Source organism: Dickeya zeae NCPPB 2538 (assembly GCF_000406165.1).
GTDB classification, from domain to species: domain Bacteria; phylum Pseudomonadota; class Gammaproteobacteria; order Enterobacterales; family Enterobacteriaceae; genus Dickeya; species Dickeya zeae.
Genome location: NZ_CM001977.1, coordinates 3334457 through 3356037, shown reverse-complemented (window position 1 = coordinate 3356037; position 21581 = coordinate 3334457). Strand labels below are relative to the sequence as shown.

At 55.6% G+C, this 21581-nt stretch carries 21 protein-coding genes; 7 read left to right on the top strand and 14 right to left on the bottom strand.

The features are described from left to right. Nucleotides 1-37: 37 nt before the first annotated feature. Nucleotides 38-385: a YacC family pilotin-like protein gene (locus DZE2538_RS14725; protein ID WP_012885795.1), complete on the bottom strand. Its 348-nt coding sequence runs from the start codon at nucleotides 383-385 to the stop codon at nucleotides 38-40. A 232-nt stretch (nucleotides 386-617) separates the two neighbouring features. On the opposite strand from DZE2538_RS14725, the gene DZE2538_RS14720 reads away from it, so the two are divergent. Together DZE2538_RS14720 and DZE2538_RS14715 are read left to right on the top strand one after the other, a co-directional pair. Continuing rightward, nucleotides 618-2225 carry an ABC transporter permease gene (locus DZE2538_RS14720; RefSeq protein ID WP_023640518.1) on the top strand — a complete coding sequence of 536 codons (1608 nt, stop codon included), beginning with the start codon at nucleotides 618-620 and terminating at the stop codon, nucleotides 2223-2225. Nucleotides 2226-2232: 7 nt separating this feature from the next. Next, nucleotides 2233-3300, top strand: coding sequence for an ABC transporter ATP-binding protein (locus DZE2538_RS14715; protein WP_038916669.1), 1068 nt, complete (start codon nucleotides 2233-2235; stop codon nucleotides 3298-3300). Nucleotides 3301-3407: 107 nt separating this feature from the next. On the opposite strand, the gene DZE2538_RS14710 is transcribed toward DZE2538_RS14715, so the two are convergent. Together DZE2538_RS14710 and DZE2538_RS14705 are read right to left on the bottom strand one after the other, a co-directional pair. Then, a complete protein-coding gene (locus DZE2538_RS14710) occupies nucleotides 3408-3761 on the bottom strand; it encodes a hypothetical protein (protein ID WP_038916668.1) in 354 nt (117 codons plus the stop codon). Nucleotides 3762-3914: 153 nt separating this feature from the next. Beyond that, a complete protein-coding gene (locus DZE2538_RS14705; RefSeq protein WP_038916667.1) occupies nucleotides 3915-4385 on the bottom strand; it encodes a GNAT family N-acetyltransferase in 471 nt (156 codons plus the stop codon). A 147-nt stretch (nucleotides 4386-4532) separates the two neighbouring features. Between DZE2538_RS14705 and hpt the strand changes: the two genes are divergently transcribed. Continuing rightward, nucleotides 4533-5063 (top strand): hypoxanthine phosphoribosyltransferase, encoded by a 531-nt coding sequence (hpt, locus tag DZE2538_RS14700; protein WP_023640515.1) that lies wholly within the window; start codon nucleotides 4533-4535, stop codon nucleotides 5061-5063. Nucleotides 5064-5106: 43 nt separating this feature from the next. Here the strand turns inward: hpt and can are convergent, their stop codons facing one another. Next, nucleotides 5107-5748: a carbonate dehydratase gene (gene can / locus DZE2538_RS14695; RefSeq protein WP_012885789.1), complete on the bottom strand. Its 642-nt coding sequence runs from the start codon at nucleotides 5746-5748 to the stop codon at nucleotides 5107-5109. Between the two features lie 127 nt (nucleotides 5749-5875). On the opposite strand from can, the gene DZE2538_RS14690 reads away from it, so the two are divergent. Together DZE2538_RS14690 and DZE2538_RS14685 are read left to right on the top strand one after the other, a co-directional pair. Next, on the top strand, nucleotides 5876-6799 hold the full coding sequence (locus DZE2538_RS14690; protein WP_019846497.1) for an ABC transporter ATP-binding protein: 924 nt from the start codon (nucleotides 5876-5878) through the stop codon (nucleotides 6797-6799). Next, nucleotides 6796-7566 (top strand): ABC transporter permease, encoded by a 771-nt coding sequence (locus tag DZE2538_RS14685; RefSeq protein WP_019846498.1) that lies wholly within the window; start codon nucleotides 6796-6798, stop codon nucleotides 7564-7566. The genes DZE2538_RS14690 and DZE2538_RS14685 overlap by 4 nt, the downstream gene beginning before the upstream one ends. A 73-nt stretch (nucleotides 7567-7639) precedes the next feature. Here the strand turns inward: DZE2538_RS14685 and panD are convergent, their stop codons facing one another. From panD to thpR, 9 genes are all read right to left on the bottom strand, one after another. Then, nucleotides 7640-8020 carry an aspartate 1-decarboxylase gene (gene panD / locus DZE2538_RS14680; protein ID WP_012768777.1) on the bottom strand — a complete coding sequence of 127 codons (381 nt, stop codon included), beginning with the start codon at nucleotides 8018-8020 and terminating at the stop codon, nucleotides 7640-7642. A gap of 25 nt (nucleotides 8021-8045) precedes the next feature. Then, nucleotides 8046-8900 (bottom strand): pantoate--beta-alanine ligase, encoded by an 855-nt coding sequence (panC, locus tag DZE2538_RS14675; RefSeq protein ID WP_038916666.1) that lies wholly within the window; start codon nucleotides 8898-8900, stop codon nucleotides 8046-8048. A gap of 15 nt (nucleotides 8901-8915) precedes the next feature. After that, entirely contained in the window at nucleotides 8916-9710 is a 795-nt protein-coding gene (gene panB, locus DZE2538_RS14670) for a 3-methyl-2-oxobutanoate hydroxymethyltransferase (protein WP_023640513.1), read from the bottom strand. Between the two features lie 169 nt (nucleotides 9711-9879). Then, nucleotides 9880-10368, bottom strand: a complete 489-nt coding sequence (folK, locus tag DZE2538_RS14665; RefSeq protein WP_038916665.1) for a 2-amino-4-hydroxy-6-hydroxymethyldihydropteridine diphosphokinase — start codon at nucleotides 10366-10368, stop codon at nucleotides 9880-9882. Next, nucleotides 10365-11768: a polynucleotide adenylyltransferase PcnB gene (gene pcnB / locus DZE2538_RS14660; protein ID WP_071595884.1), complete on the bottom strand. Its 1404-nt coding sequence runs from the start codon at nucleotides 11766-11768 to the stop codon at nucleotides 10365-10367. The genes folK and pcnB overlap by 4 nt, the downstream gene beginning before the upstream one ends. A gap of 68 nt (nucleotides 11769-11836) precedes the next feature. Continuing rightward, on the bottom strand, nucleotides 11837-12745 hold the full coding sequence (gluQRS, locus tag DZE2538_RS14655) for a tRNA glutamyl-Q(34) synthetase GluQRS (protein ID WP_023640510.1): 909 nt from the start codon (nucleotides 12743-12745) through the stop codon (nucleotides 11837-11839). A 92-nt stretch (nucleotides 12746-12837) separates the two neighbouring features. Next, nucleotides 12838-13293, bottom strand: coding sequence for an RNA polymerase-binding protein DksA (dksA, locus tag DZE2538_RS14650; RefSeq protein WP_012768782.1), 456 nt, complete (start codon nucleotides 13291-13293; stop codon nucleotides 12838-12840). Between the two features lie 168 nt (nucleotides 13294-13461). Beyond that, nucleotides 13462-14181 (bottom strand): DNA/RNA nuclease SfsA, encoded by a 720-nt coding sequence (gene sfsA / locus DZE2538_RS14645; RefSeq protein WP_038916664.1) that lies wholly within the window; start codon nucleotides 14179-14181, stop codon nucleotides 13462-13464. A gap of 10 nt (nucleotides 14182-14191) precedes the next feature. Further along, nucleotides 14192-14725, bottom strand: coding sequence for an RNA 2',3'-cyclic phosphodiesterase (thpR, locus tag DZE2538_RS14640; RefSeq protein ID WP_038916663.1), 534 nt, complete (start codon nucleotides 14723-14725; stop codon nucleotides 14192-14194). Nucleotides 14726-14929: 204 nt separating this feature from the next. Between thpR and hrpB the strand changes: the two genes are divergently transcribed. Beyond that, nucleotides 14930-17416, top strand: coding sequence for an ATP-dependent helicase HrpB (gene hrpB, locus DZE2538_RS14635; RefSeq protein WP_413783125.1), 2487 nt, complete (start codon nucleotides 14930-14932; stop codon nucleotides 17414-17416). 103 nt (nucleotides 17417-17519) lie between these two features. Continuing rightward, entirely contained in the window at nucleotides 17520-20054 is a 2535-nt protein-coding gene (gene mrcB, locus DZE2538_RS14630; protein ID WP_038916662.1) for a bifunctional glycosyl transferase/transpeptidase, read from the top strand. Between the two features lie 69 nt (nucleotides 20055-20123). Here the strand turns inward: mrcB and hemL are convergent, their stop codons facing one another. Next, nucleotides 20124-21404 carry a glutamate-1-semialdehyde 2,1-aminomutase gene (gene hemL / locus DZE2538_RS14625; protein ID WP_038916661.1) on the bottom strand — a complete coding sequence of 427 codons (1281 nt, stop codon included), beginning with the start codon at nucleotides 21402-21404 and terminating at the stop codon, nucleotides 20124-20126. Between the last annotated feature and the right edge of the window lie 177 nt (nucleotides 21405-21581).

Here is a 21581-nt window from a genome sequence, read left to right as displayed (position 1 = left end):
ACGGTCAAATTTCACGCAATACGGAGGATTTTAGGCTTTACTGTGTAGTGGCGAGTAAACTGAGTGAGTTCCGAGCCAAAGACTGACACTTTTTCGGTGTGGGGATAGCAATGCCGCTGAGATCACGGTAGCTGGCTTCGCCGAGCGCAATCATGTCGAACTGGTTGTAATTGCTGAGATCCCAACGGTTTTGCTGGGCGAAGATGACCAGCGCCCGGCGAATCTGATCGTTGGGAAGGTCTTTATAGCCGCAGTTGTTTTTTAGATAAACGAAAATGGCAGTCAGATCGGCGAGGTCTTCTGCCTCGAAATCATTCAATGCCTTACTGGCGGAGGAGAAGCCCAACAATGAGAGCAGGAGCAGCACCAGCGCGGAGTGTTTCATAATTTAACCTGTTTCATCTTTCATTAGATGACGTTATCACAGTTACCGGCCCTGATTTCAAGTTTTATTCAGATCAGCGTGATATCCCGTAATCGGCTGCTGGGTGGGGTAAAACGAGGTGCTGTTTGTTCAATGGGATAATTACCGGCCATTTATCGGCGATTGATACCATGACGCCAGCGCCCGGCTTTGATATTAATAGTGCAGTTTAAATTTATTTTACCGATTTCTCATGACTTCAGGTATCTGGCGCATTAGTAGTGTGCTGTTGGCGGCGATCCTTCTGTTCCCGCTAGTGACTATCGTCGGTATGGCCTTTTTCGCCCCCGGCAACGCGGTATTGGCGTTATGGCAAGCTCTGCCCATTTATGGGACGAACTCGCTGATGCTGGTGATCGGTTGCGTGCTATTCAGCTTGCTGTTTGCGCTACCTCTGGCCTGGCTTATGTCGCATTACCGCTTTACCGGTCAGGCATGGCTGCACCGGGCATTGCTGTTGCCGCTGGCGGTGCCCGGGTACCTGCTGGCTGCTGTATATGGTGATCTGTTCGGGTACGAAGGGCCGGTTAAACAGACGCTTTACGCTTTATCATTTACGTCAGACCGTGTACCCCAGACATTTTGGCATCAAGTCTGGATGGTAGGCTGTGCCAGTCTCAGTCTGGCGTTGGTGCTGTTTCCCTATATCTACCTGTTGGTGCGCACCGCATTGATGTCACAGTCCGCCAATCTGCGGCAGGCTGCCTTGTTGATGAATCATACCCGCGCTCAGGTTTTCTGGCGTGTGGTGTTTCCCATGGCGCGTCCGGCGATAGCACTTGGCATGGTACTGATGGCTTCTGAGGCACTCGGTGATTACGGTATTTCCGCCTATTTCTCATTACGGACGGTAACGACCGCGGGTCTGGATTTGTGGCGTGACAAAGCGCAGCACGGGACGGCCGCGTTATTGATGTCGTTATTGCTGCCGTTGGTCTTCCTGATATGGTTTCAGGCGCGTCGCAGTCGTGCACGTCAATTGCGTTATCAACAATTGGGGAGCGTTTGCCCGAAAGACCTGCCGGTTTTGCGCGGGTGGGCGTGCTTTCTGACGGTATTGCTCGGCGGTGGGTTGGTGGTGGTGGCGTTTGTCGTACCTGTTGGTCGCCTGGTGTGCTGGGCCGTGCTGTCTGAAGCACCGATCTGGAGCCTGCCATTCCTGCTGGCATTTACCAGCAGTGTCATGGCGGCTGCCTGCGCAACACTGCTGGTGATTGGACTGGCCGTCGTGTGTACGTTTGATTTCAAGGCAACGGGCAACCCGGCTTACCGTAACCCGCTGCGCTGGGTCAATATTAACCGCTTGTTACCCTCGACGGCGCTAGGTATGGGGCTGTTGGTGCCATTTCTCGGACTGGATGCCTGGCACGCCTCACCCGGTGGCGTGGTGGATGACCCTTGGGCCGGGTCGGTACTGGTGTTGATCCTGGCTTACTGCATGCGCTTTAGCGGTTTATTGATCGATCGGCTACAAATTCGAATCTCCCGTTTACCGGGCTCGATGAATCATGTCAGTCAGTCGCTGGGGTATACGCCTGTACAGCAAGTGCTGTGGGTTTATCTGCCGCAGTTACGCCACTGTCTGGTGGTCGGCGTGTTGTTGGTGTTTACCGAAAGCCTGCGTGAGTTGAATGCATCGCTGCTGTTGCAGCCGTTTGAGGTGGAAACCATGGCGACGTATGTGTTTCGTTTTATCATGGATGAACGGCTGCCGTTGGTCGCTACACCTGCGTTGATGCTGGTCGGTGTGGGGATGATCCCGCTATTTGGGATCACCCGATTGATGCGAATGGAAGGATAGGAACGTTATGACGACTCCGGAGATTCTGACGATAACCTCGCTCAGTTGCGGCTACCCATCGGTTTCTGTATTAGAAAATGTGGGTTTTTCGGTACATGAGGGAGAGATGGTGTGTCTGCTGGGAGCCAGCGGTGATGGCAAAACCACGCTGCTGAAATCGATAGCGGGTCTGCTGTCTTCGGAAAAAGGCCGAATTGTTATTGCAGGTCAGAAGGTTGTTCCTCTTCAAACGCAACGTGCTGAAACCTCGCCAGGCGTAGTCGGGATGGTGTTTCAGGATGATGTGTTGTTTCCCCATCTGACTGTGATGGAAAATATTACTTTTGGGCTACGCGGTAAGTCATCCGAAGAAATCAGTACGCTGGCGATGGATGTGGTGGGGGTGATGCAACTGGAAACGTTTACCCGTTGCTATCCACATGAACTTTCTCGCGAGCAGTATCAGCGTGCTGCCATTGCCCGGGCGCTGGCATGCCAGCCTAAACTGTTGTTGCTGGATGAACCTTTTTCCTCCATTGATAGTCAGCTTCGCTACCAATTGATCAGCGAATTGCGCCAAATCCTGCGGCAGCGGCAGATTGCTACGCTATTTGCGACCGCTGATCGGGAGGATGCATTTGCGTTTGCCGATCATTTGATTCTGATCCATGGCGGTGGTGTTGTGCAGCAGGGATTTTCCGCTGACCTGTACTACCGGCCGGTTAACCGCTACGTAGCGAGTTTTATGGGGAACACCAACTACCTGCCCGTGAAGATTAGCGGTGACAGACAATGGCAGAGTTTTCTCGGCGAGCATCAGGCAACACGGGCGTTGAAGTTGCCGCATGGCGCACAATACGACTGGTTGGTTCGCCCGCAAGAGATAGCACTCGCCCTCGATGAGGATGGGCCGGGGGTGATTGAGGACCGCTTGTTCATGGGGAACAGCAATTTTTACCGTATTCGGGTTAATGAGCTGGCGCTTCAGGTGCAAAGTGGTAACTGGTTTGAGCCGGGACAGCCGGTTCGACTCAGTATTCGCATTGATCAGCCAGTTCTGTTTCCACCGCAATCTGCGGTAAGTGCTCAGGAATAGCGGGCCACAGGCCCGCATTGCTGTAGAGAGTAAGAGGTGGTTCATCACCGCTTAATACGGGAACGACCACCTTGCCGCTCCCTTCCCTATGCTGCCGCACTGCCTGGTCATTTGGCGGTTGCTGGTGCAACCGGTGCAGGATTTGGCTCAGGTGGCAGCTCTCTTACGCTGATGCTGACTTCATACGTTTTACCATTACCTTGGGGCACGTTAGCGACCAGCTTGTTAGCAGCTAATACCGGGTCACTCGCCTGTAATGACGCCTGATACAGTGCAGGCACTGGTGGACGTAAAGCAGGCGGCGGGGGTGGGAACCCGGGGGGCGGCGGCAGTATTTCCTGTCTGTCCGGTAACCGTGGATCCACATTCTCTGGATGCGCAGACGCTACAGACAAGCTCGAAAGCAGTGAAATACCGGCAATCCACGCTGCGGTGCGGCAGGTTTTCGTGAGTTCTGTCATGTTACACCTCGTTTCGGTTGGCCGACGTCCATCAGAAACCTTTCACCGACACCGTGCAATGCGCTTTACTCTGTTTTATGCCGTGATAACGGAATCTTCACATTCTTATAAATGCACTGATATTCCCGCTGCTGTCATCGAGCCTGCCGGGCTTTACGGCTTCAGTGCCAGAAAGTCCTTGGCCAGAATATGCCAGGCACTGGGGTGTGCCTCAAAGCCGATTTTGGGGTAATAATCCACGGCCTGCGGTGCGGCAATCAGAATCAGGCGACACTGTGGCTTGAGTTGCAGGACCGTGTGCGCGATAAGCTGGCGGCCAATGCCACCATGCTGACAGGCTTCATCCACCGCCAGATCCGACATGTAGCAACAAAAGTGATAATCCGTCACGCTGCGGGCGACACCCACCAGTTCGTCACCACGCCATGCCGTTACCAACAGGTCGGCTTGCGTCAGCATGCCGGCGAGGGTATCGCGCTGCTCCAGCGGCCGTCTGGGGCCTAGCGAGGTTCGGTTGAGCAGATGGATAAATTGATCGACAGTGATGGGGTCATTCACTTTGTAGGTGATGACGTTTGGAGTAGTGGGGGTGTTGTCAGACGCTGAAGACGATAACGAGGTCATGTTCTCTCCTTGAGTGGGGGAAAGCAGGCTTTCTGTTATATACTGCGCGCCGTGATGAATGGCGGCATAGCCTGGCTGTGTGTCTGCCCTGGAGTATGGCCACAGTGGCCGATACTGGATATCTTTTTTTGGTGAGTAGTCAGTATGATGAAACATACGGTGGAAGTCATGATCTCCGAGCTTGAGGTCAAGGCGCGGGTGGCTGAGCTTGGACGCCAGATTAGCGAACATTACCGTGATAGCACCAGTGACATGGTGCTGGTGGGGTTACTGCGTGGATCCTTTGTGTTTATGGCCGACCTGTGCCGCGCCATCGACCATTCTCACGAAGTGGATTTCATGACTGCCTCCAGTTATGGCAGTGGCATGAGCTCGACCCGCGATGTGAAAATCCTCAAGGATCTGGATGAGGACATCCGTGGCAAAGATGTGCTGATTGTCGAAGACATTATTGATTCGGGTAATACGCTCAGTAAAGTGCGGGAAATTTTGCAGTTACGCGCCCCCAAATCGCTGGCGATCTGCACGTTGCTGGATAAGCCGTCGCGTCGTGAAGTTCCGGTACCGGTAGAGTGGGTTGGGTTTTCTATTCCAGACGAGTTTGTGGTGGGATACGGTATTGATTATGCGCAGCACTACCGTCATCTGCCGTTTATCGGTAAGGTGATCCCGCAGTAAAGCGTGAAATCGCGCCCATATCGCATGGGCGCGATACGAATGATTACAGCAGCGACGAGACCGCCCGACGATAACGTTGTTCCAGCGTCTCGCGGCTGGTGGCGGTGACTTCCAGGTCGCGTAAACGTCCATCCTGAATCCCGTAAACCCAGCCGTGAATCGTCACTTTCTGACCGCGTTTCCAGGCCGACTGCATGATGGTCGAGTGACCCAGGTTGTACACTTGTTCTACTACATTGATTTCACAGAGTTTGTCAAACCGCTGTTCCGGTGGCAATTCTCCCAGTAATGAGCTGTGCTTATACCACAGGTCTCGAACGTGGAGCAGCCAGTTGTTGATCAACCCGAGTTCCGGGTTTTCAACCGCGGCTTGTACACCACCGCAGCCATAGTGACCGCAAATAATGATGTGTTCCACTTCCAGAACCTCAACCGCGTACTGAACGACAGACAGACAGTTAAGATCGGTATGGATAACCAGGTTGGCCACGTTACGGTGCACAAACAGTTCACCCGGTTCCAGACTGGTCAGGCTTTCTGCGGGAACCCGGCTGTCCGAACAGCCGATCCACAGAAAACGGGGACGTTGAGATAGTGCCAACCGCTCAAAATAATCGGGGTCTTCTTTCACGATCGTTTCAGACCATTGCTGGTTATTGGCGATAAGCGTTTCTATTGTTTTCATGAAAGTAAATGACCTGTAACGACAAAAGGGCGGTGCAAGGTAATATAGAGCAATCATAGGGGTTTTGAAATCGAAAACTGGGTCCGACCAGGGCCCGCTTAACTGATAAGAAGGCATGCTTTCAGCTATGACATATGCACTTGAATTGTCGAATGTGACTAAGACATACCCTGGCGGCGTTCAGGCGCTGCGAGGTATCGATCTGCGTGTGGAAGCCGGGGATTTCTACGCCTTGCTGGGCCCGAATGGTGCAGGCAAGTCCACGACTATTGGCATCATTAGCTCTCTGGTCAATAAAACGGGCGGCAGGGTGCAGGTATTCGGCCACGATCTGGACCGGGATGTTGTAAACGCCAAACGGCAACTGGGGTTGGTACCACAGGAGTTCAACTTCAATCCGTTTGAAACCGTGATGCAAATCGTGGTGAATCAGGCCGGTTATTACGGCGTACCGCGGCATGAAGCGGTACAACGCGCGGAGAAGTACCTCAATCAGCTTGATTTATGGGGGAAGCGTAACGAGCGGGCACGTATGCTATCTGGTGGCATGAAGCGTCGCCTGATGATTGCCCGGGCGTTGATGCATGAGCCCAAACTGCTGATTCTGGATGAACCGACCGCTGGGGTGGACATTGAATTACGCCGCTCAATGTGGGGATTTCTTAAAGAACTCAACGGGCAGGGGACGACGATTATCCTGACCACCCATTATCTGGAAGAGGCGGAAATGTTGTGCCGCAATATCGGCATCATCCAGTCCGGGCAATTGGTGGAAAACACCTCGATGAAGGCGTTGCTGGCCAAGCTGCAATCAGAAACCTTCATTTTCGATTTGGCGGCGAAAAGTGCGTTGCCACGTCTGGAGGGGTATCAACACCGTCTGGTGGACACCTCGACGCTGGAGGTGGATGTCAGAAGAGAGCAAGGGTTGAACGGTATTTTCAGCCAGCTTAGCGCTCAGGGGGTGCAGGTCCTTAGCATGCGTAACAAAGCCAATCGCCTGGAAGAACTGTTTGTCGCTCTGCTCAATAACAACGGAGATAAAGCATGATGGGGTTATATTGGGTGGCGTTGCAGAGTATCTGGACCAAAGAGGTCAACCGCTTCGCGAGGATCTGGGTTCAGACGTTGGTGCCGCCAGTGATCACCATGTCATTGTATTTTATTATATTCGGTAATCTGATCGGTAACCGCATCGGCGAAATGAACGGTTTTAGCTATATGCAGTTCATCGTGCCGGGGTTGATCATGATGTCGGTGATTACCAATGCGTATGCGAATGTCGCTTCGTCATTTTTCAGCGCCAAATTCCAGCGCAATATCGAAGAGCTGCTGGTCGCGCCGGTACCGACGCATATTATTATCGCCGGTTATGTAGGAGGTGGTATGGCGCGCGGTATCTGCGTCGGTGTGCTGGTGACGGCGGTATCGCTATTCTTTGTGCCGTTACAGGTTCATGCCTGGTGGATGGTGGTGGTGACCTTGCTGCTGACCGCGATGTTATTTTCGCTGGCGGGGTTGATCAACGCCGTGTTCGCCAAAACGTTTGACGACATCAGCCTGATCCCTACCTTCGTGCTGACGCCGCTTACCTATCTGGGGGGCGTATTCTATTCGTTGTCATTGCTGTCGCCATTCTGGCAGGCGGTGTCCAAACTAAACCCGATCGTATACATGATAAGTGGCTTTCGCTTTGGGTTCCTGGGCATTCATGACGTGCCGTTGCCGCTGACGTTGGCAGTTCTGCTGGCCTTCATCGTGGTGTTTTATGGCGTGAGCTGGTGGCTGATTGAGCGTGGGCGCGGGCTGCGCAGTTAAGACACGTTTTCTGTTGGTCAAGGTGAAGCGAGGCGGTGTTGCTGCCTCGCTTTTTTTATCCGCGTTGATCCGCTCAGGCAATCTGTACGGGAATGGCTTTAGCCGTTCGCTGCAGTTCGTTATTATCACCAAAATAGGCGACTTTAGGATGATGGGTGCGAGCCTGTTCATCCGGCATCTGCACATAGGAGCAGATAATCAGCTTATCGCCGACGCAGGCGCAGCGTGCCGCCGCCCCATTGACGGAAATGATGCGGGAGCCGCGCTCTGCGGCAATCGCATAGGTGGAAAAGCGGTGGCCGTTATCCACGTTGTAGATGTCGATCGCTTCGTATTCAAGAATACCGGCGGCATCCATAAAATCCTGATCGATGGCGCAGGACCCTTCATAATGTAAATCTGCCTGGGTTACTTTTACCCGGTGCAGCTTACCTTGCAGCATGGTTCGAATCATCGGTCTGTCACTCTGGTTGGAAAAATCAGGTGGTCAAATCCACCTGTTGGTTATCAATCAGGCGCGCCTTACCCAGCCAGGCAGCCATCAGCACCACGGCAGAAGTACTGTCGATGGTGAGTGGTTGCAGCGTCACTGCGTCGCGGATAAATAGCTCGTCCGGCGTGAATCCGGCATCGCGCAGCGCTTCTGATGCTTTGGCGAGCATATCATCAATTTGTCGGTCGCCGTTGGATAATTGCGCCGTCACCTCGTTCATGATGCGATAGAGTTGCGGTGCTTGCTGGCGCTCTTCGGCGGTCAGGTAGCCATTGCGTGAACTGAGCGCCAGACCGTCTTTCGCCCGCACGATAGGAACGCCGACGATGCTGATATCGTAATCCATATCAGCCACCATCTGACGAATCAGAGCCAGTTGCTGGTAGTCTTTTTCGCCAAAGCAGGCTACATCCGGCTGTACCAGATTAAACAGCTTGCTGACAACGGTGGCGACGCCACGAAAATGACCGGGGCGACTCGCACCTTCGAGCATCTGGGAGAGTCCCGGTACTTCGACAAACGTCTGTTGCTGCAAGCCGTTAGGGTAGAGGGTTTCGGGCGCTGGGGAAAACACCAGGTCAACCCCACGACGAGTCAGTTTTTCGCAGTCTTCCTGCAAGGTTCGTGGGTAGCGGGCCAGATCATCAGCCCGGTCAAACTGCAATGGGTTAACAAAAATGCTGACCACGACGATATCCGCCCGGGCGCGGGCCTCATCCACCAGCGTCAGGTGGCCATCATGCAGGTTACCCATCGTCGGCACCAGCGCGATGCGTTTCCCATCCTGGCGCCAGCGGCGGAGTTCACGGCGCAGCAGCACCGGCGTTTCAATAATCAACACACGTTTACTCCTGTGTTAAACAAAACTGTACTTCTCATCAGGAAAGGTTCCCTGTTCGACTTCCTGCACGTACAGACGAATAGCCGCACGGATATCCGTCGCTTCCGCCATAAAGTTACGGGCGAATTTCGGCGTATGCCCGCCGGTTACGCCAAGCGCGTCGTGCATGACCAGAATCTGGCCATCGGTGACATTGCCTGCACCGATGCCGATAACCGGGATACTCAGCGCCTCGGTGACCCGCTGCGCCAGCGAAACCGGTACACACTCCAGCACCAGCAGTTGAGCACCAGCCTGTTCCAACGCCAGGGCATCTTCCAGCAGTTGGCTGGCAGCGGCTTCATCACGGCCCTGAACTTTATAACCGCCAAAGATATTGACTGACTGTGGGGTCAGCCCGAGATGTCCACACACTGGGACGGCACGTTCAGTCAACATACGCACGGTGGGGGCCAGCCAACTGCCGCCTTCGATTTTGACCATATTGGCACCGGCACGCATCAGTTCTGCGGCGTGCTGACAGGCTTGCTCTGGCGTAGCGGCACCCATAAAGGGCAGGTCGGATAACAGCAGGCAATGTGGCGCGCCGCGTCGGACGCAACGGGTGTGGTACACCATGTCATCAAGGGTAACGGGTAGGGTGGAGTCGTGGCCCTGTACGGTCATACCGAGAGAATCTCCCACCAGCATCACGCGGATTCCCTGTTCATAAAACAGGTGGGCAAAGCTGGCGTCGTAAGCCGTCAGGGTGGCGAACTTTTTCTGTTCCTGTTTCCACTGGCGCAGGTGGGAAATCGTTGTCGCTTTCATGGCAACCTTCCTGAGTCAACTCAATGGCAATTCAAGGGGAAATCATTCTAATGGAAGGCAGGCATCAGTAACAGCAGTCTGTTTCTATTTGTAAAACAGACGATTGGCATCCAACCTATGCCGGACGCACATCATGATTGATTCTGGTTAGGGGGAGAAACGGTGAGTTTTAGTGCTCGTCCCACAGGCTTAAGCCATTACGGGGGACGTGTTGCAAACGGGTTGTCAAGGCTTCGCCGTCAGGAAACACCAGCTCTGGTGCCAGTTCTGCCAGCGGGTAGAGCATGAATTCGCGGTTTTTCATGTCATAGTGCGGCACGGTAAGCCGCTCGGTATGCAGCGTCAGGTCACCAAACAACAGGATATCCAGATCGAGGGTGCGCGGGCCCCAGCGATTTTCTTTGCGCACCCGACCTTGCTCCAGCTCAATGCGCTGGGTGTTGTCCAACAGCGCTTCTGGCGATAATCCGGTCTGTAATTCGGCGACGGCGTTGAGGTAGTCGGGCTGATCCTGCGGGCCGAGCGGACGGCTGCGATAAAATGATGAGCAACGCACCAGCCGGGTTTGCGTGATGGCGTCCAGCGCGCGCAGCGCCGCGCGTACCTGTTGCAATGGTTCAGACAGGTTGCTTCCCAACGCCAGATACACGCAGGTCATCGGTTATTATCCCGGTGGATTGGGCGTTTGCGCGGACGACGAGAACGGCGATGCGGTGTTGGGCCGTCATCAAGTGTATTGAGCATCACTTGCTGGCGCGGCGGTGCCGCTACCTGAAACTCGCCCCACCACTGTGCCAGACGCTGTAATTCCTGATGGTTTTCAATTTCCGCACGCAGACACAGCAAGTCATACGCTGCCCGGAATTTCGGATGCTCCATCAGTTTAAACGCGCGTTTGCCCTGACGACGCGACAGGCGTAATTGCAATTGCCAGATATCGCGGACAAGCGAGGTAATCCGTTTAGGAATAGCGAGTGAGCGACATTGTTCGTCGAGAACATCGTTCATGGCTAGCGCAAAGGCTTCGAAGTAAGCGAGCCCGCTTTCCTGCGTCAGTTTTTGGGCATGTTCTACCAGCGGATACCATAGCATGGCGGAGAACAGAAACGCCGGGTTAACCCGCATATCGTTCTGGATGCGCTGATCGGTATTCTTCAAGACCTGTACGATCATCCGTTCCATCGTGCTTTCGCCATTCGCAGTAAAATAACGGCTGATGAGCGGGAACAAGGGCTGGAACAACTGGTATTCGCACAGCAACTGGTAGGTGGGGTGACCGTGACCCGCCTGCAATAGCTTCAGTGATTCTTCAAATAACCGCGCCGGTGGGATGTCGTGCAGCAACGAGGCCAGACGAGGAATCGGCTCGGCGGTTTCAGCGCTGATGCGCATACCGAGTTTGGCGGCAAAGCGTACCGCACGGAGCATACGCACCGGGTCTTCACGGTAGCGGGTTTCCGGGTCGCCAATCAGGCGAATCAGCCCCTGACGCAGATCGTTCAGGCCGTTGGTGTAATCCCGCACGGTGAAGTCAGCAATGCTGTAATAGAGGCTGTTGATGGTGAAGTCGCGCCGTTGGGCGTCTTCTTCAATGGTGCCGAAAATGTTGTCACGCAGCAGCATACCGTTGTGGCCTTGCTGGGCGGCATTCTTGGTTTCCTGCTCCTGATGCTGTTCATGGTGACCGCGGAATGTGGCGACCTCGATCACCTCCGGGCCAAACATCACATGCGCCAGACGGAAACGTCGGCCCACCAGTCGGCAATTACGGAACAGTTTGCGAACCTGTTCCGGGGTGGCGTTGGTGGTAATATCGAAGTCTTTGGGCTTTTTGCCCAACAGCAGGTCGCGGACACCGCCGCCTACCAGATAAGCCTCATAGCCCGCTTTGCTCAGGCGATACAGTACTTTCAGCGCATTCTCACTAATGTCACTGCGTGAAATGGCATGCTGGTCGCGAGGAATGACGGTCATTGCCTGTGGCGGATTGTCCACACTGACGGGCTCATTCTCACGATTCAGTACCTTGCGGCAAAAATTAGCTACCCGGGTAAAGATAATACACCTCGATAATCATTGAAAATTTAGCGGTACAACAAAAAATAGCGGCTAATCATAGCTCACACTCAGCCCTTTGAGAATGCTGATGTTATTTCCGGCGATGTAAGAGCGGCTTCGACAGGGACCACCGCCAGTGACCAATGTGCTATGGCCCAGGCGAGCAAGGCGTCCCTTTCAAGATCACGCCAGTGCGTCGGCAAAGGCTGGTGCAAAAAAGCCAGGGCCTGCACCAGTACCGCCCGAGGGTCGCCATCAGGTAACGCCGGTGCGTGATTCTGCTTGGAAAGCTTATTGCCATCGGTGTTAAGCGCCAGCGGCAGATGCACATAGTCTGGTGCCGGATAATCCAACTGTTGGTACAACGATAGCTGCCGCACCGTCGGTTCAATTAAGTCTGCACCACGTACGATTTCAGTCACGCCCTGATCGTGGTCATCCACCACCACCGCCAGATTATAGGCAAACAAGCCATCACGCCGATGGATGATAAAATCTTCTTTCGCCAGCATCGGGTCGGCATCAATCCGTCCACGCAGGCGATCGTGAAAGTGCAGGACGGGGTGTGTCTGGCGAAGACGTAACGCGGCGTTATCCGCGGGTAACCCGCGATCGCGACAGTGGCCATCGTAGTAGCCGCCGTTTTGCTGGATACGTTGTCGGGTGCAGGTACAGTAATAGCATTTCCCCTGACGCTGCAATTCAGCCAGCACCGCCCGATAACGCTCATGGCGTTGAGACTGATACACCACTTCGCCGTCCCACAGCAGGCCATACTGTTCCAGTTGACGCAGAATACGGGAAGCGGCACCGGGTACTTCGCGCGGTGGGTCGATATCCTCGATGCGCACCAGCCAGCGTCCCTGGCAAGCACGAGCTTGCAGGTAACTGCCCAAGGCGGCTATCAGGGAACCAAAATGGAGATCGCCAGAAGGTGAGGGCGCAAAGCGTCCGACATAAGGGAGAGATTCAGACATACGGCGATATCGTGCCGGTCAGGATGAAGGGTGACGGGCCATAATCAGTAAAGATCCGGCGGTAGGGCGGTAGGCTTTCCCGCCGGACGATATCATCCAGCCATCTGCTTTTCGCGGATTTCGGCCAGTGTTTTGCAGTCAATACACAGATCAGCGGTGGGACGTGCTTCCAGACGACGGATGCCGATTTCCACGCCGCAGGACTCACAATAGCCAAAGTCCTCGTCTTCGATTTTCTGCAGTGTTTTGGCAATCTTCTTGATCAGCTTACGTTCGCGATCACGGTTGCGCAGCTCAAGGCTGAATTCTTCTTCCTGAGCGGCACGGTCTACCGGGTCTGGAAAGTTAGCTGCTTCATCCTGCATGTGCGATACGGTTCTATCGACTTCATCCCTGAGTTGATTGCGCCATGCTTCAAGAATACGCCTGAAGTGAGCCAGCTGAGCGTCGTTCATGTATTCTTCGCCCGGCTTCTCCTGGTACGGCTCCACTCCGGCAATTGCGAGAATGCTCAGAGAGGATGTCTTACGGTTTTGCCCTTCTTGCATGTTGCTTCTCCTACATAACACGACACGCAGTATCGATCCCCCGAGGGGGAAAAACAGGCCGCTATAAATAACAGATGGAGGTGTGGTTGGCAATGGTTCCCGACACTGGCCTGACAAAGTGTGAGGAACGACATAATCCCATCAGATAATACATAACGCGTGGCAGAATTAGCTCGCTGACGTCACGTTATTGAACGGCAACAGCCCTGTTAGCGTCATGCCATCCGGGCTGATATGGGTACCGTAACACAGAATTTCAACCCCCTGCTGCCGTGAGAGTTGTAATAATTCGGCGTAATGTCGGTCAATGTGTTGCGCCGCTGAAACCTGGCCGATGCCAGAGTGCAGTACGGCGAAACACAATACGGCGCGACAACCCTGTGACGCCATCTGTTGCAGTTCCCGCAAATGCTTCTGTCCCCTGAGGGTCACCGCATCGGGAAAGTAACCACATCCATGTTGCAATAATGTGACTGATTTGACTTCAATATAGCAGTCAGTGCGTCCTTCTGCCTGTAATAACAGATCTATCCTGCTGTTTTCTGAACCATAGCGCACTTCGGTGCGGATAGTGGTGTAACCTGCTAAATCCGAAAGTTTGTCGGCTTGCAGCGCTTCAAGCACCAGTTGATTCGCCCGCAGGGTGTTAACACCAATCCAGTACCCTTGCGCGGTTTGCGTCAGTTCCCAGGTGTGAGGATACTTGCGTTTAGGGTTGTCGGAGGTGGAATACCAGATAGTATCGCCAGGCGCGCCACAGCCTGTCATCGCTCCGGTATTGGGGCAATGTAACGTCAGGGTGGTGCCGTCGGGGGTGACCACATCAGCCAGAAATCGCTTGTAGCGTTTAAGCAGCGTGGCCGGGCGCAGCGGTGGGAAAAATTGCATGAATAGTCTCTTAGGCTGTCAGCAACGGCCAGTGGGCAAGCGGGCGGTAATGAGTACACCCAGCTTCAGTGGATGATTCATAAAGAAAGAATTGCTCGGCATGTACCGTCCAGTTGAATGTCGCGGCGGGAAGCGACAGCGGGCGGGTCGCGCCGCGCAGCAACGTAATGTGCGGGTGGAAAGGCTGCGCTGGCTGGTAGCAGCCGTTGCGTGCCGCCTGTGAACGCAGCATATCCGCCAGTTGCAATAAGCCTCGTGGTGCCTGGCGGCAGCCCAGCCATACCACACCGGGGCGCGGCCAGTGTCCCGCATCGTTGAGATTCAGGGTGAACGCTGGCTGGCGGATGCGACCTGCCAGTGTCATTAATGCCTGCGTTTTGGCGTCGCTAACTTCACCGAGAAAGGCCAGCGTCAGATGCAGATTCGCGGCCGCCACCGGGCGTCCGGCATCGTGAGCAAATTGCGTTGCACGCCAGTGCACGATCTGCTGGCTGACTGCGTCTGGCAGCGAAAGGGCAAAAAACAGGCGGCGGGTTGGCGTCATGGCAATCTCTCTGTTCTGCGGGGTTCCGATGCTACAATGCTTGCCTAATAAAGTTAATGCCCGCCGAATAAAGTTAAGGCGGCGTTTTGCCTCTTATCTGCATGCTCCGATGAGCGGCTGTGTGTTCTTTCTCTTTATTCATTGATGGTGTGTTGAACACTACAGATAACAAATAATGATGATTACGTCAGTGAATGGGACTGTATGGTGACGGAGCGTTATGTGAATCTACCCCCTGTCAGCGCCGTCGTGGATGAGGTTATCCAGGCGTTGCATACCGCACCACAGGTGTTGCTGCATGCGCCGACCGGCGCAGGAAAATCGACCTGGCTACCGTTGCAGTTATTACAGCGGTGTGAGTTTCCCGGCCGCATTATTATGCTCGAGCCTCGTCGGCTGGCGGCTAAAAGTGTGGCTTTCCGGCTGGCAGAGTGGCTGGGTGAAACGCCTGGGCAGACTGTCGGTTACCGTATGCGTTCAGAAAGCCGGGTGAGCGGCCAAACCCGACTGGAGGTAGTGACAGAGGGTATTCTGACCCGAATGCTGCAACAGGATCCGGCGCTGGAGGGTGTTTCGCTGGTCATGTTGGATGAGTTTCATGAGCGCAGTTTGCAGGCGGATATGGCGCTGGCGTTGCTATTGGATGTCCAGCAAGGGCTGCGTGATGACCTGAAGCTATTGATTATGTCCGCCACGCTCGACAATGCCCGTCTGGCTTCCTTATTACCTCAATCGCTCTGTGTATCGTCGCAAGGGCGTTCATGGCCGGTTACGCGACATTACCAGCCAGTCGGCTCGCAGGAGCGACTGGAAGAGGCCACCGCCCGACTCGTTTATCGTTTGTTGCAGGACGAAGCCGGTTCATTACTGGTATTTTTGCCGGGTGTGGCGGAAATCAAGCGGGTGCAGACACTGCTGGAAAACACACTCTCGGTCGACGTGGTGCCTGACGAAGGGCGGTGTCAGGTCGATGTGTGTCCGCTCTACGGCGCGCTGACGCTGGCGGAGCAACAAAAGGCGATTCTTCCGGCCGCTGTCGGGCGGCGCAAAGTGGTGCTGGCGACCAATATTGCTGAAACCAGTCTCACCATCGAGGGGATTCGGGTGGTGGTGGACTGCGGGCTGGAACGGGTGGCGTTGTTTGATGTTAAAACCGGTCTGACCCGGCTGACGACACAGCGCATCAGTCAGGCATCTATGGTGCAGCGGGCCGGGCGCGCCGGACGACTCGAACCGGGCGTGTGCTGGCATCTGTTCGCCCGCGAGCAGGCAGAACGCGCCGCAGCACAAAGTGAGCCGGAAATCCTGCACAGCGACCTGTCCGGTTTGTGGCTGGATCTGCTGCAATGGGGTTGTCACGATGTCGCTCAGCTCAACTGGCTGGATAGCCCGCCTCAACCGGCGTTGCTGGCGGCTGAGCGTTTACTACTGCAACTGGGTGTGTGCGATACGCAACAGCGTCTGACAGTAGACGGGCGTAAGATGGCCGCGCTGGGCTGCGATCCTCGACTGGCGGCGATGTTGCATGCCGCCGGGCAGGACGACGATGCGCTGGCGACGGCGGCATTATTGGCGGCGATTATCGAAGAACCGCCACGCGCAGGCTCCCCTAATTTATTCGATGCACTGCATCGACCTGCTGGCCACTGGCAACGCCGGGCGCAACAACTGGCGCGCCGTGTGGGTAAGGCGTCAGGTAAGGTGAATGAGGGCCTGGCGGCATGGTTACTCTCGATAGGGTTTGCGGATCGCCTCGCCCGACGACGGGGTCAGGATGGACGTTATCAACTGGCGAACGGTACCGGTGCCAGTTTGTCGGTGGATGAGGCGTTAGCGGCCTCAGAATGGCTGTTGGCTCCGGTGCTGATGCAAAGCCCGAACAGCGCGGATGCGCGAGTGTTACTGGCATTGCCGGTGGATATCGACGCGTTAGTACGGCAGCGGCCGGAACTGGTGGCTGAACAGAATCTGATGCACTGGGACGAAGAAAAAGGTACCCTGCGCGCCAGCCTGCGCACGCATATTGGCAGCCTGACGTTGTCCTCCCGTCCGTTGGCAAAACCCTCAGACGAGGCATTGCAGCAGGCGATGCTTAACTGGCTGCGCGAACAAGGGCTGTCGGTGTTGAACTGGGATGAACCGGCACAACAGTTGCGCCAGCGTCTGCTGTGTGCCCGGCAGTGGTTGCCAGAGGTGGCATGGCCTGCGGTGGATGATGCCGCTTTGCTGGCGTCGCTGGAACAGTGGTTGTTGCCATCGTTAAACGGTGTGCGGGATCGCCGTACGCTCAATCAGGTCAACCTGAGCGAAGCGCTGTGGCGGCTGCTTGACTGGCCGCAACGTCAGCGGCTGGAGAGTGCGTTGCCCAGTCACTATACCGCGCCTGGCGGCAGCCGTTTACCGATCCGCTATGAGGCGGATCAGGCCCCGGTGCTGGCGGTTCGGTTGCAGGAAATGTTTGGTGAGCAGGCCAGCCCGTTACTGGCGGAGGGGCGAGTCGCGCTGGTGCTTGAGTTGCTTTCTCCGGCGATGCGGCCCTTGCAGATAACCCGTGATTTAGCGGCGTTTTGGAATGGGGCTTACCGCGAGGTGCAAAAAGAAATGAAAGGGCGCTACCCCAAACATGTCTGGCCGGATGATCCGGCGAATACGGCGCCAACGCGGCGTACCAGAAAATACCAGAACACCTAATTTCAGATGTTTCCCCCTTCCTTGTGCAGCGTGGGAGACACAGAGTAGACGGCCATGGTGAGTAACCCTGAGCCGTCAGTAACCTGATGGAGATGTCACTGTAATGTCTCGGGATGACCGCGAACCTATCGGGCGCAAACGTAGTGCGTCACGACACACTCCCCCTCGCAGGCAAGCGACGCGCCGTCGCAGGGATGATGACTACGACGACGATTATGACGATGAGTATGAAGACGACTATGACGAGGATGACGAGGAAGAGGTCATGAGCAAGCGGCCACGTAAAAAGCGCCGCTGGCTGGGGTGGCTTATCCGGCTGTTCCTGATTTTCGTGGTGGTGATGTCGGTTTACGGCGTGTACCTCGACGGAGAAATCCGCAGTCGTATCGACGGCAAGGTATGGCAATTGCCAGCGGCGGTGTATGGCCGCATGGTCAGCCTTGAGCCCGGCATGCCTTACAGCAAGAAAGACATGGTAGCGCTGCTGGAAGGCATGCAATACCGTGAAGTGAGCCGGATTACCCGTCCGGGCGAGTTTACGGTGCAGGCCAACAGCATTGAAATTCTGCGCCGCCCGTTCGATTTCCCAGACGGTAAAGAAGGGCAGATCCACGCCAAGATGATCTTCAGCAGCGATCGGCTGTCGCAGATCCAAAACATGGACAATCAGCGTAATTTCGGTTTCTTCCGGCTCGATCCGAAGCTGATTACCATGTTGCAATCGCCAAACGGTGAACAGCGGCTGTTTGTCCAGCGTTCCGGCTTCCCCGACCTGTTGGTGCAAACGCTGATCGCCACCGAAGACCGCCATTTCTACGAGCATGACGGTATCAGCTTCTACTCCATCGGCCGTGCGTTGATAGCCAACCTGACGGCGGGTCGGGCAGTGCAGGGCGGCAGTACACTGACCCAGCAGTTGGTGAAAAACCTGTTCCTGACCAACGAGCGTTCGTTGTGGCGTAAAGCCAACGAAGCCTACATGGCGTTGATCATGGACTACCGCTACAGCAAGGATCGCATTCTGGAGTTGTATCTGAATGAGGTGTACCTCGGTCAGAGCGGTAACGATCAAATCCGCGGCTTCCCGCTGGCTAGCCTTTACTATTTTGGCCGTCCGGTAGACGAGCTGAGTCTCGATCAGCAGGCGATGCTGGTGGGAATGGTAAAAGGGGCGTCGCTGTACAACCCGTGGCGTAACCCACAGGTCACGCTGGAGCGCCGTAATCTGGTGCTGAAGCTGTTGCAGAACCAGCAGGTCATCGACGAAGACCTGTATAACATGCTGAGCGCGCGTCCATTAGGTGTGCAGCCGAAAGGGGGGGTGATAAGCCCACAACCGGCATTTATGCAGATGGTGCGCCAGGAGTTGCAGCAGCGGCTGGGTGACAAGGCGAACGATCTATCCGGGGTGAAAATCTTCACCACACTGGATCCGGTGTCGCAGGATGCGGCGGAAAAAGCGGTGGAAGACGGCATCCCTGCACTGCGCGCCGCGCGTGGTGTTAAGGACCTGGAATCGGCGATGGTGATTGTCGATCGCTTCAGCGGCGAGGTTCGGGCGATGGTGGGCGGTTCCGATGCCCAGTTTGCCGGTTTTAACCGTGCCATGCAGGCGCGTCGTTCAGTTGGTTCACTGGCGAAGCCACCGACGTATCTGACTGCGCTCAGTATGCCGGATCGTTACCGTCTGAATACCATCCTGCCGGATGAGCCGATTTCGCTTAAACAGCCGAACGGCACCATCTGGGAGCCGAAAAACTACGATCGCGAATTCCGTGGTCGGGTGATGTTGGTCGATGCGCTAGCGAATTCACTCAACGTGCCGACGGTCAATCTGGGGATGGCCGTTGGACTGGATCAGATCAGCGATACGTTGCAAAAGCTGGGGATCCCGCAGAACCAGATTCAGCCGGTACCGGCGATGCTGCTGGGTGCTATCAGCCTGACGCCGATGGAAGTCGCGCAGGAGTACCAGACTATCGCCAGCGGTGGCAGCCGTGCACCGCTTTCGGCGCTGCGCTCGGTGATTGCTGAAGACGGTAAGGTGCTGTATCAGAGCTTCCCTCAGGCTGAACGGGTGGTGCCGTCACAGGCGGCTTACCTGACCTTGTACGGCATGCAGCAGGTAGTGGAGCGTGGTACTTCGCGTTCGCTGATGGTGAAATTCGGCAATTATCATCTGGCGGGGAAAACCGGTACCACGAACGACTTGCGTGATAGTTGGTTTGCGGGCGTCGATGGCAGAGAGGTGGTGATCACCTGGGTCGGGCGTGATAACAACGGCCCGGCGAAGCTCACCGGGGCCAACGGGGCGTTGACCATCTATCGTCGCTATCTGGAAAACCAGACGCCGCTACCGTTGATGCTGACACCGCCGGAAGGCATTACTACCATGACGGTGGATAGCAGCGGCAACTTTATCTGTAATGGTAGCGCAGGCCGTGCATTGCCGGTGTGGACTGATAATCCGCAGGCGTTGTGTCAGGCTAGCCAGCAGCAGGTGGTGCAGTCGCCAACGGCGTCGCCGAACGGTCAGCCGCAGCAGAACCAGCAGAATCAGCAGAACCAGCAGAACCAGCAGAACCAGCAAGATAGTGGCAGCGTTCCTGACTGGATCAAACAGATGTTCGGGCAGTAACCAACCGCCCGCAGTAGAGAAGTGAATGACACGCCCGGCAAGCCGGGCGTGTTTTTTTCTGGTGTTTGTTTACAGGGCGGCAAAACAGCGACGAGCGGCCGCTATCGTGTGTTCGATATCCTCTGGGCTGTGTGCCAGCGACATAAAGCCAGCTTCGAACGCCGACGGCGCCAGATAGACGCCCTCATCCAGCATCAGATGGAAGAAGCGCTTGAATCGTTCCACATCACACTTCAGTGCATCCTGATAGCAGGTCACCTGGGCCGCGTCGGTAAAGAAGATACCAAACATGGCACCGACATGGTTTACCACCAGCGGGATGTGTTGTGCTTGCGCCGCTGCTAGCAAACCTTCCGCCAGTTGCGTCGTCCGCTCAGTCAGTGTCTGGTGAACGCCAGGTTTAGCCACTTCACTCAGGCAGGCGAAACCAGCCGCCATCGCGATCGGGTTGCCGGACAGGGTACCTGCCTGATAAACCGGGCCGGTCGGTGCCAGCGCTTCCATCACATCACGACGCCCGCCGAACGCGCCCACCGGCATCCCGCCGCCAATAATTTTACCAAGGCAGGTCAGGTCAGGGCGTACGCCGTAATGCGCCTGCGCACCGCCTAACGCCACGCGAAAACCGGTCATCACTTCGTCGATGATCAGCAGCGCGCCGAATTCGTCACACAATGCTCTCAGCCCCGGCAGGAAGGCTGGCAGTGGTGGAATACAGTTCATGTTACCCGCGACCGGCTCGACGATGATGGCAGCGATATCCTGCGGATACTGTTCAAATGCCGCACGCACGGAGTCTAGATCGTTGTAGGTGCAGGTCAGGGTGTGGCGGGCAAAATCAGCCGGTACACCGGGAGAGTTGGGTTGCCCCAGCGTCAGTGCGCCGGAACCAGCCTTCACCAGCAGACAGTCGGCATGGCCGTGGTAGCAGCCTTCAAATTTGATGATTTTGTCGCGGCCAGTGAAACCACGCGCCAGACGGATAGCACTCATGGTCGCTTCGGTGCCGGAGTTCACCATGCGCACCATTTCCATGCTCGGTACCAGCGAGGTCACCCGTTGCGCCATTTTCACTTCCATTTCGGTGGGCGCGCCAAAGCTCAGGCCGCGCTCAGCGGCTTCAATCACCGCCTGACGAATGACCGGGTGGTTGTGGCCCAGAATCATCGGCCCCCAGGATCCCACATAGTCGATATAGGATTTGCCATCCGCGTCGTAGAGTCTTGAGCCTTCCGCCCGTTCAATGAACAAGGGAACGCCTCCAACGCCGTTAAAGGCGCGCACCGGCGAGTTAACCCCACCGGGAATCAGTTGACGGGCGGCGGCGTACAGACTTTCAGATTTATTCATTGCGGCTTCCTGATTGGATTTGCATAGCGAGTGACGCCCATTCTAATCATCTGTTTCGCGTTGTGAAATCGCCGGACACACTTTAGCTTTCCGCCATCGGTATTCCTGCTGGGCAAGTGCCTCGTTACATGACTAGAATGAGGCTCTTGTCCGCTATGTTAACGTTGATTTGCTGTC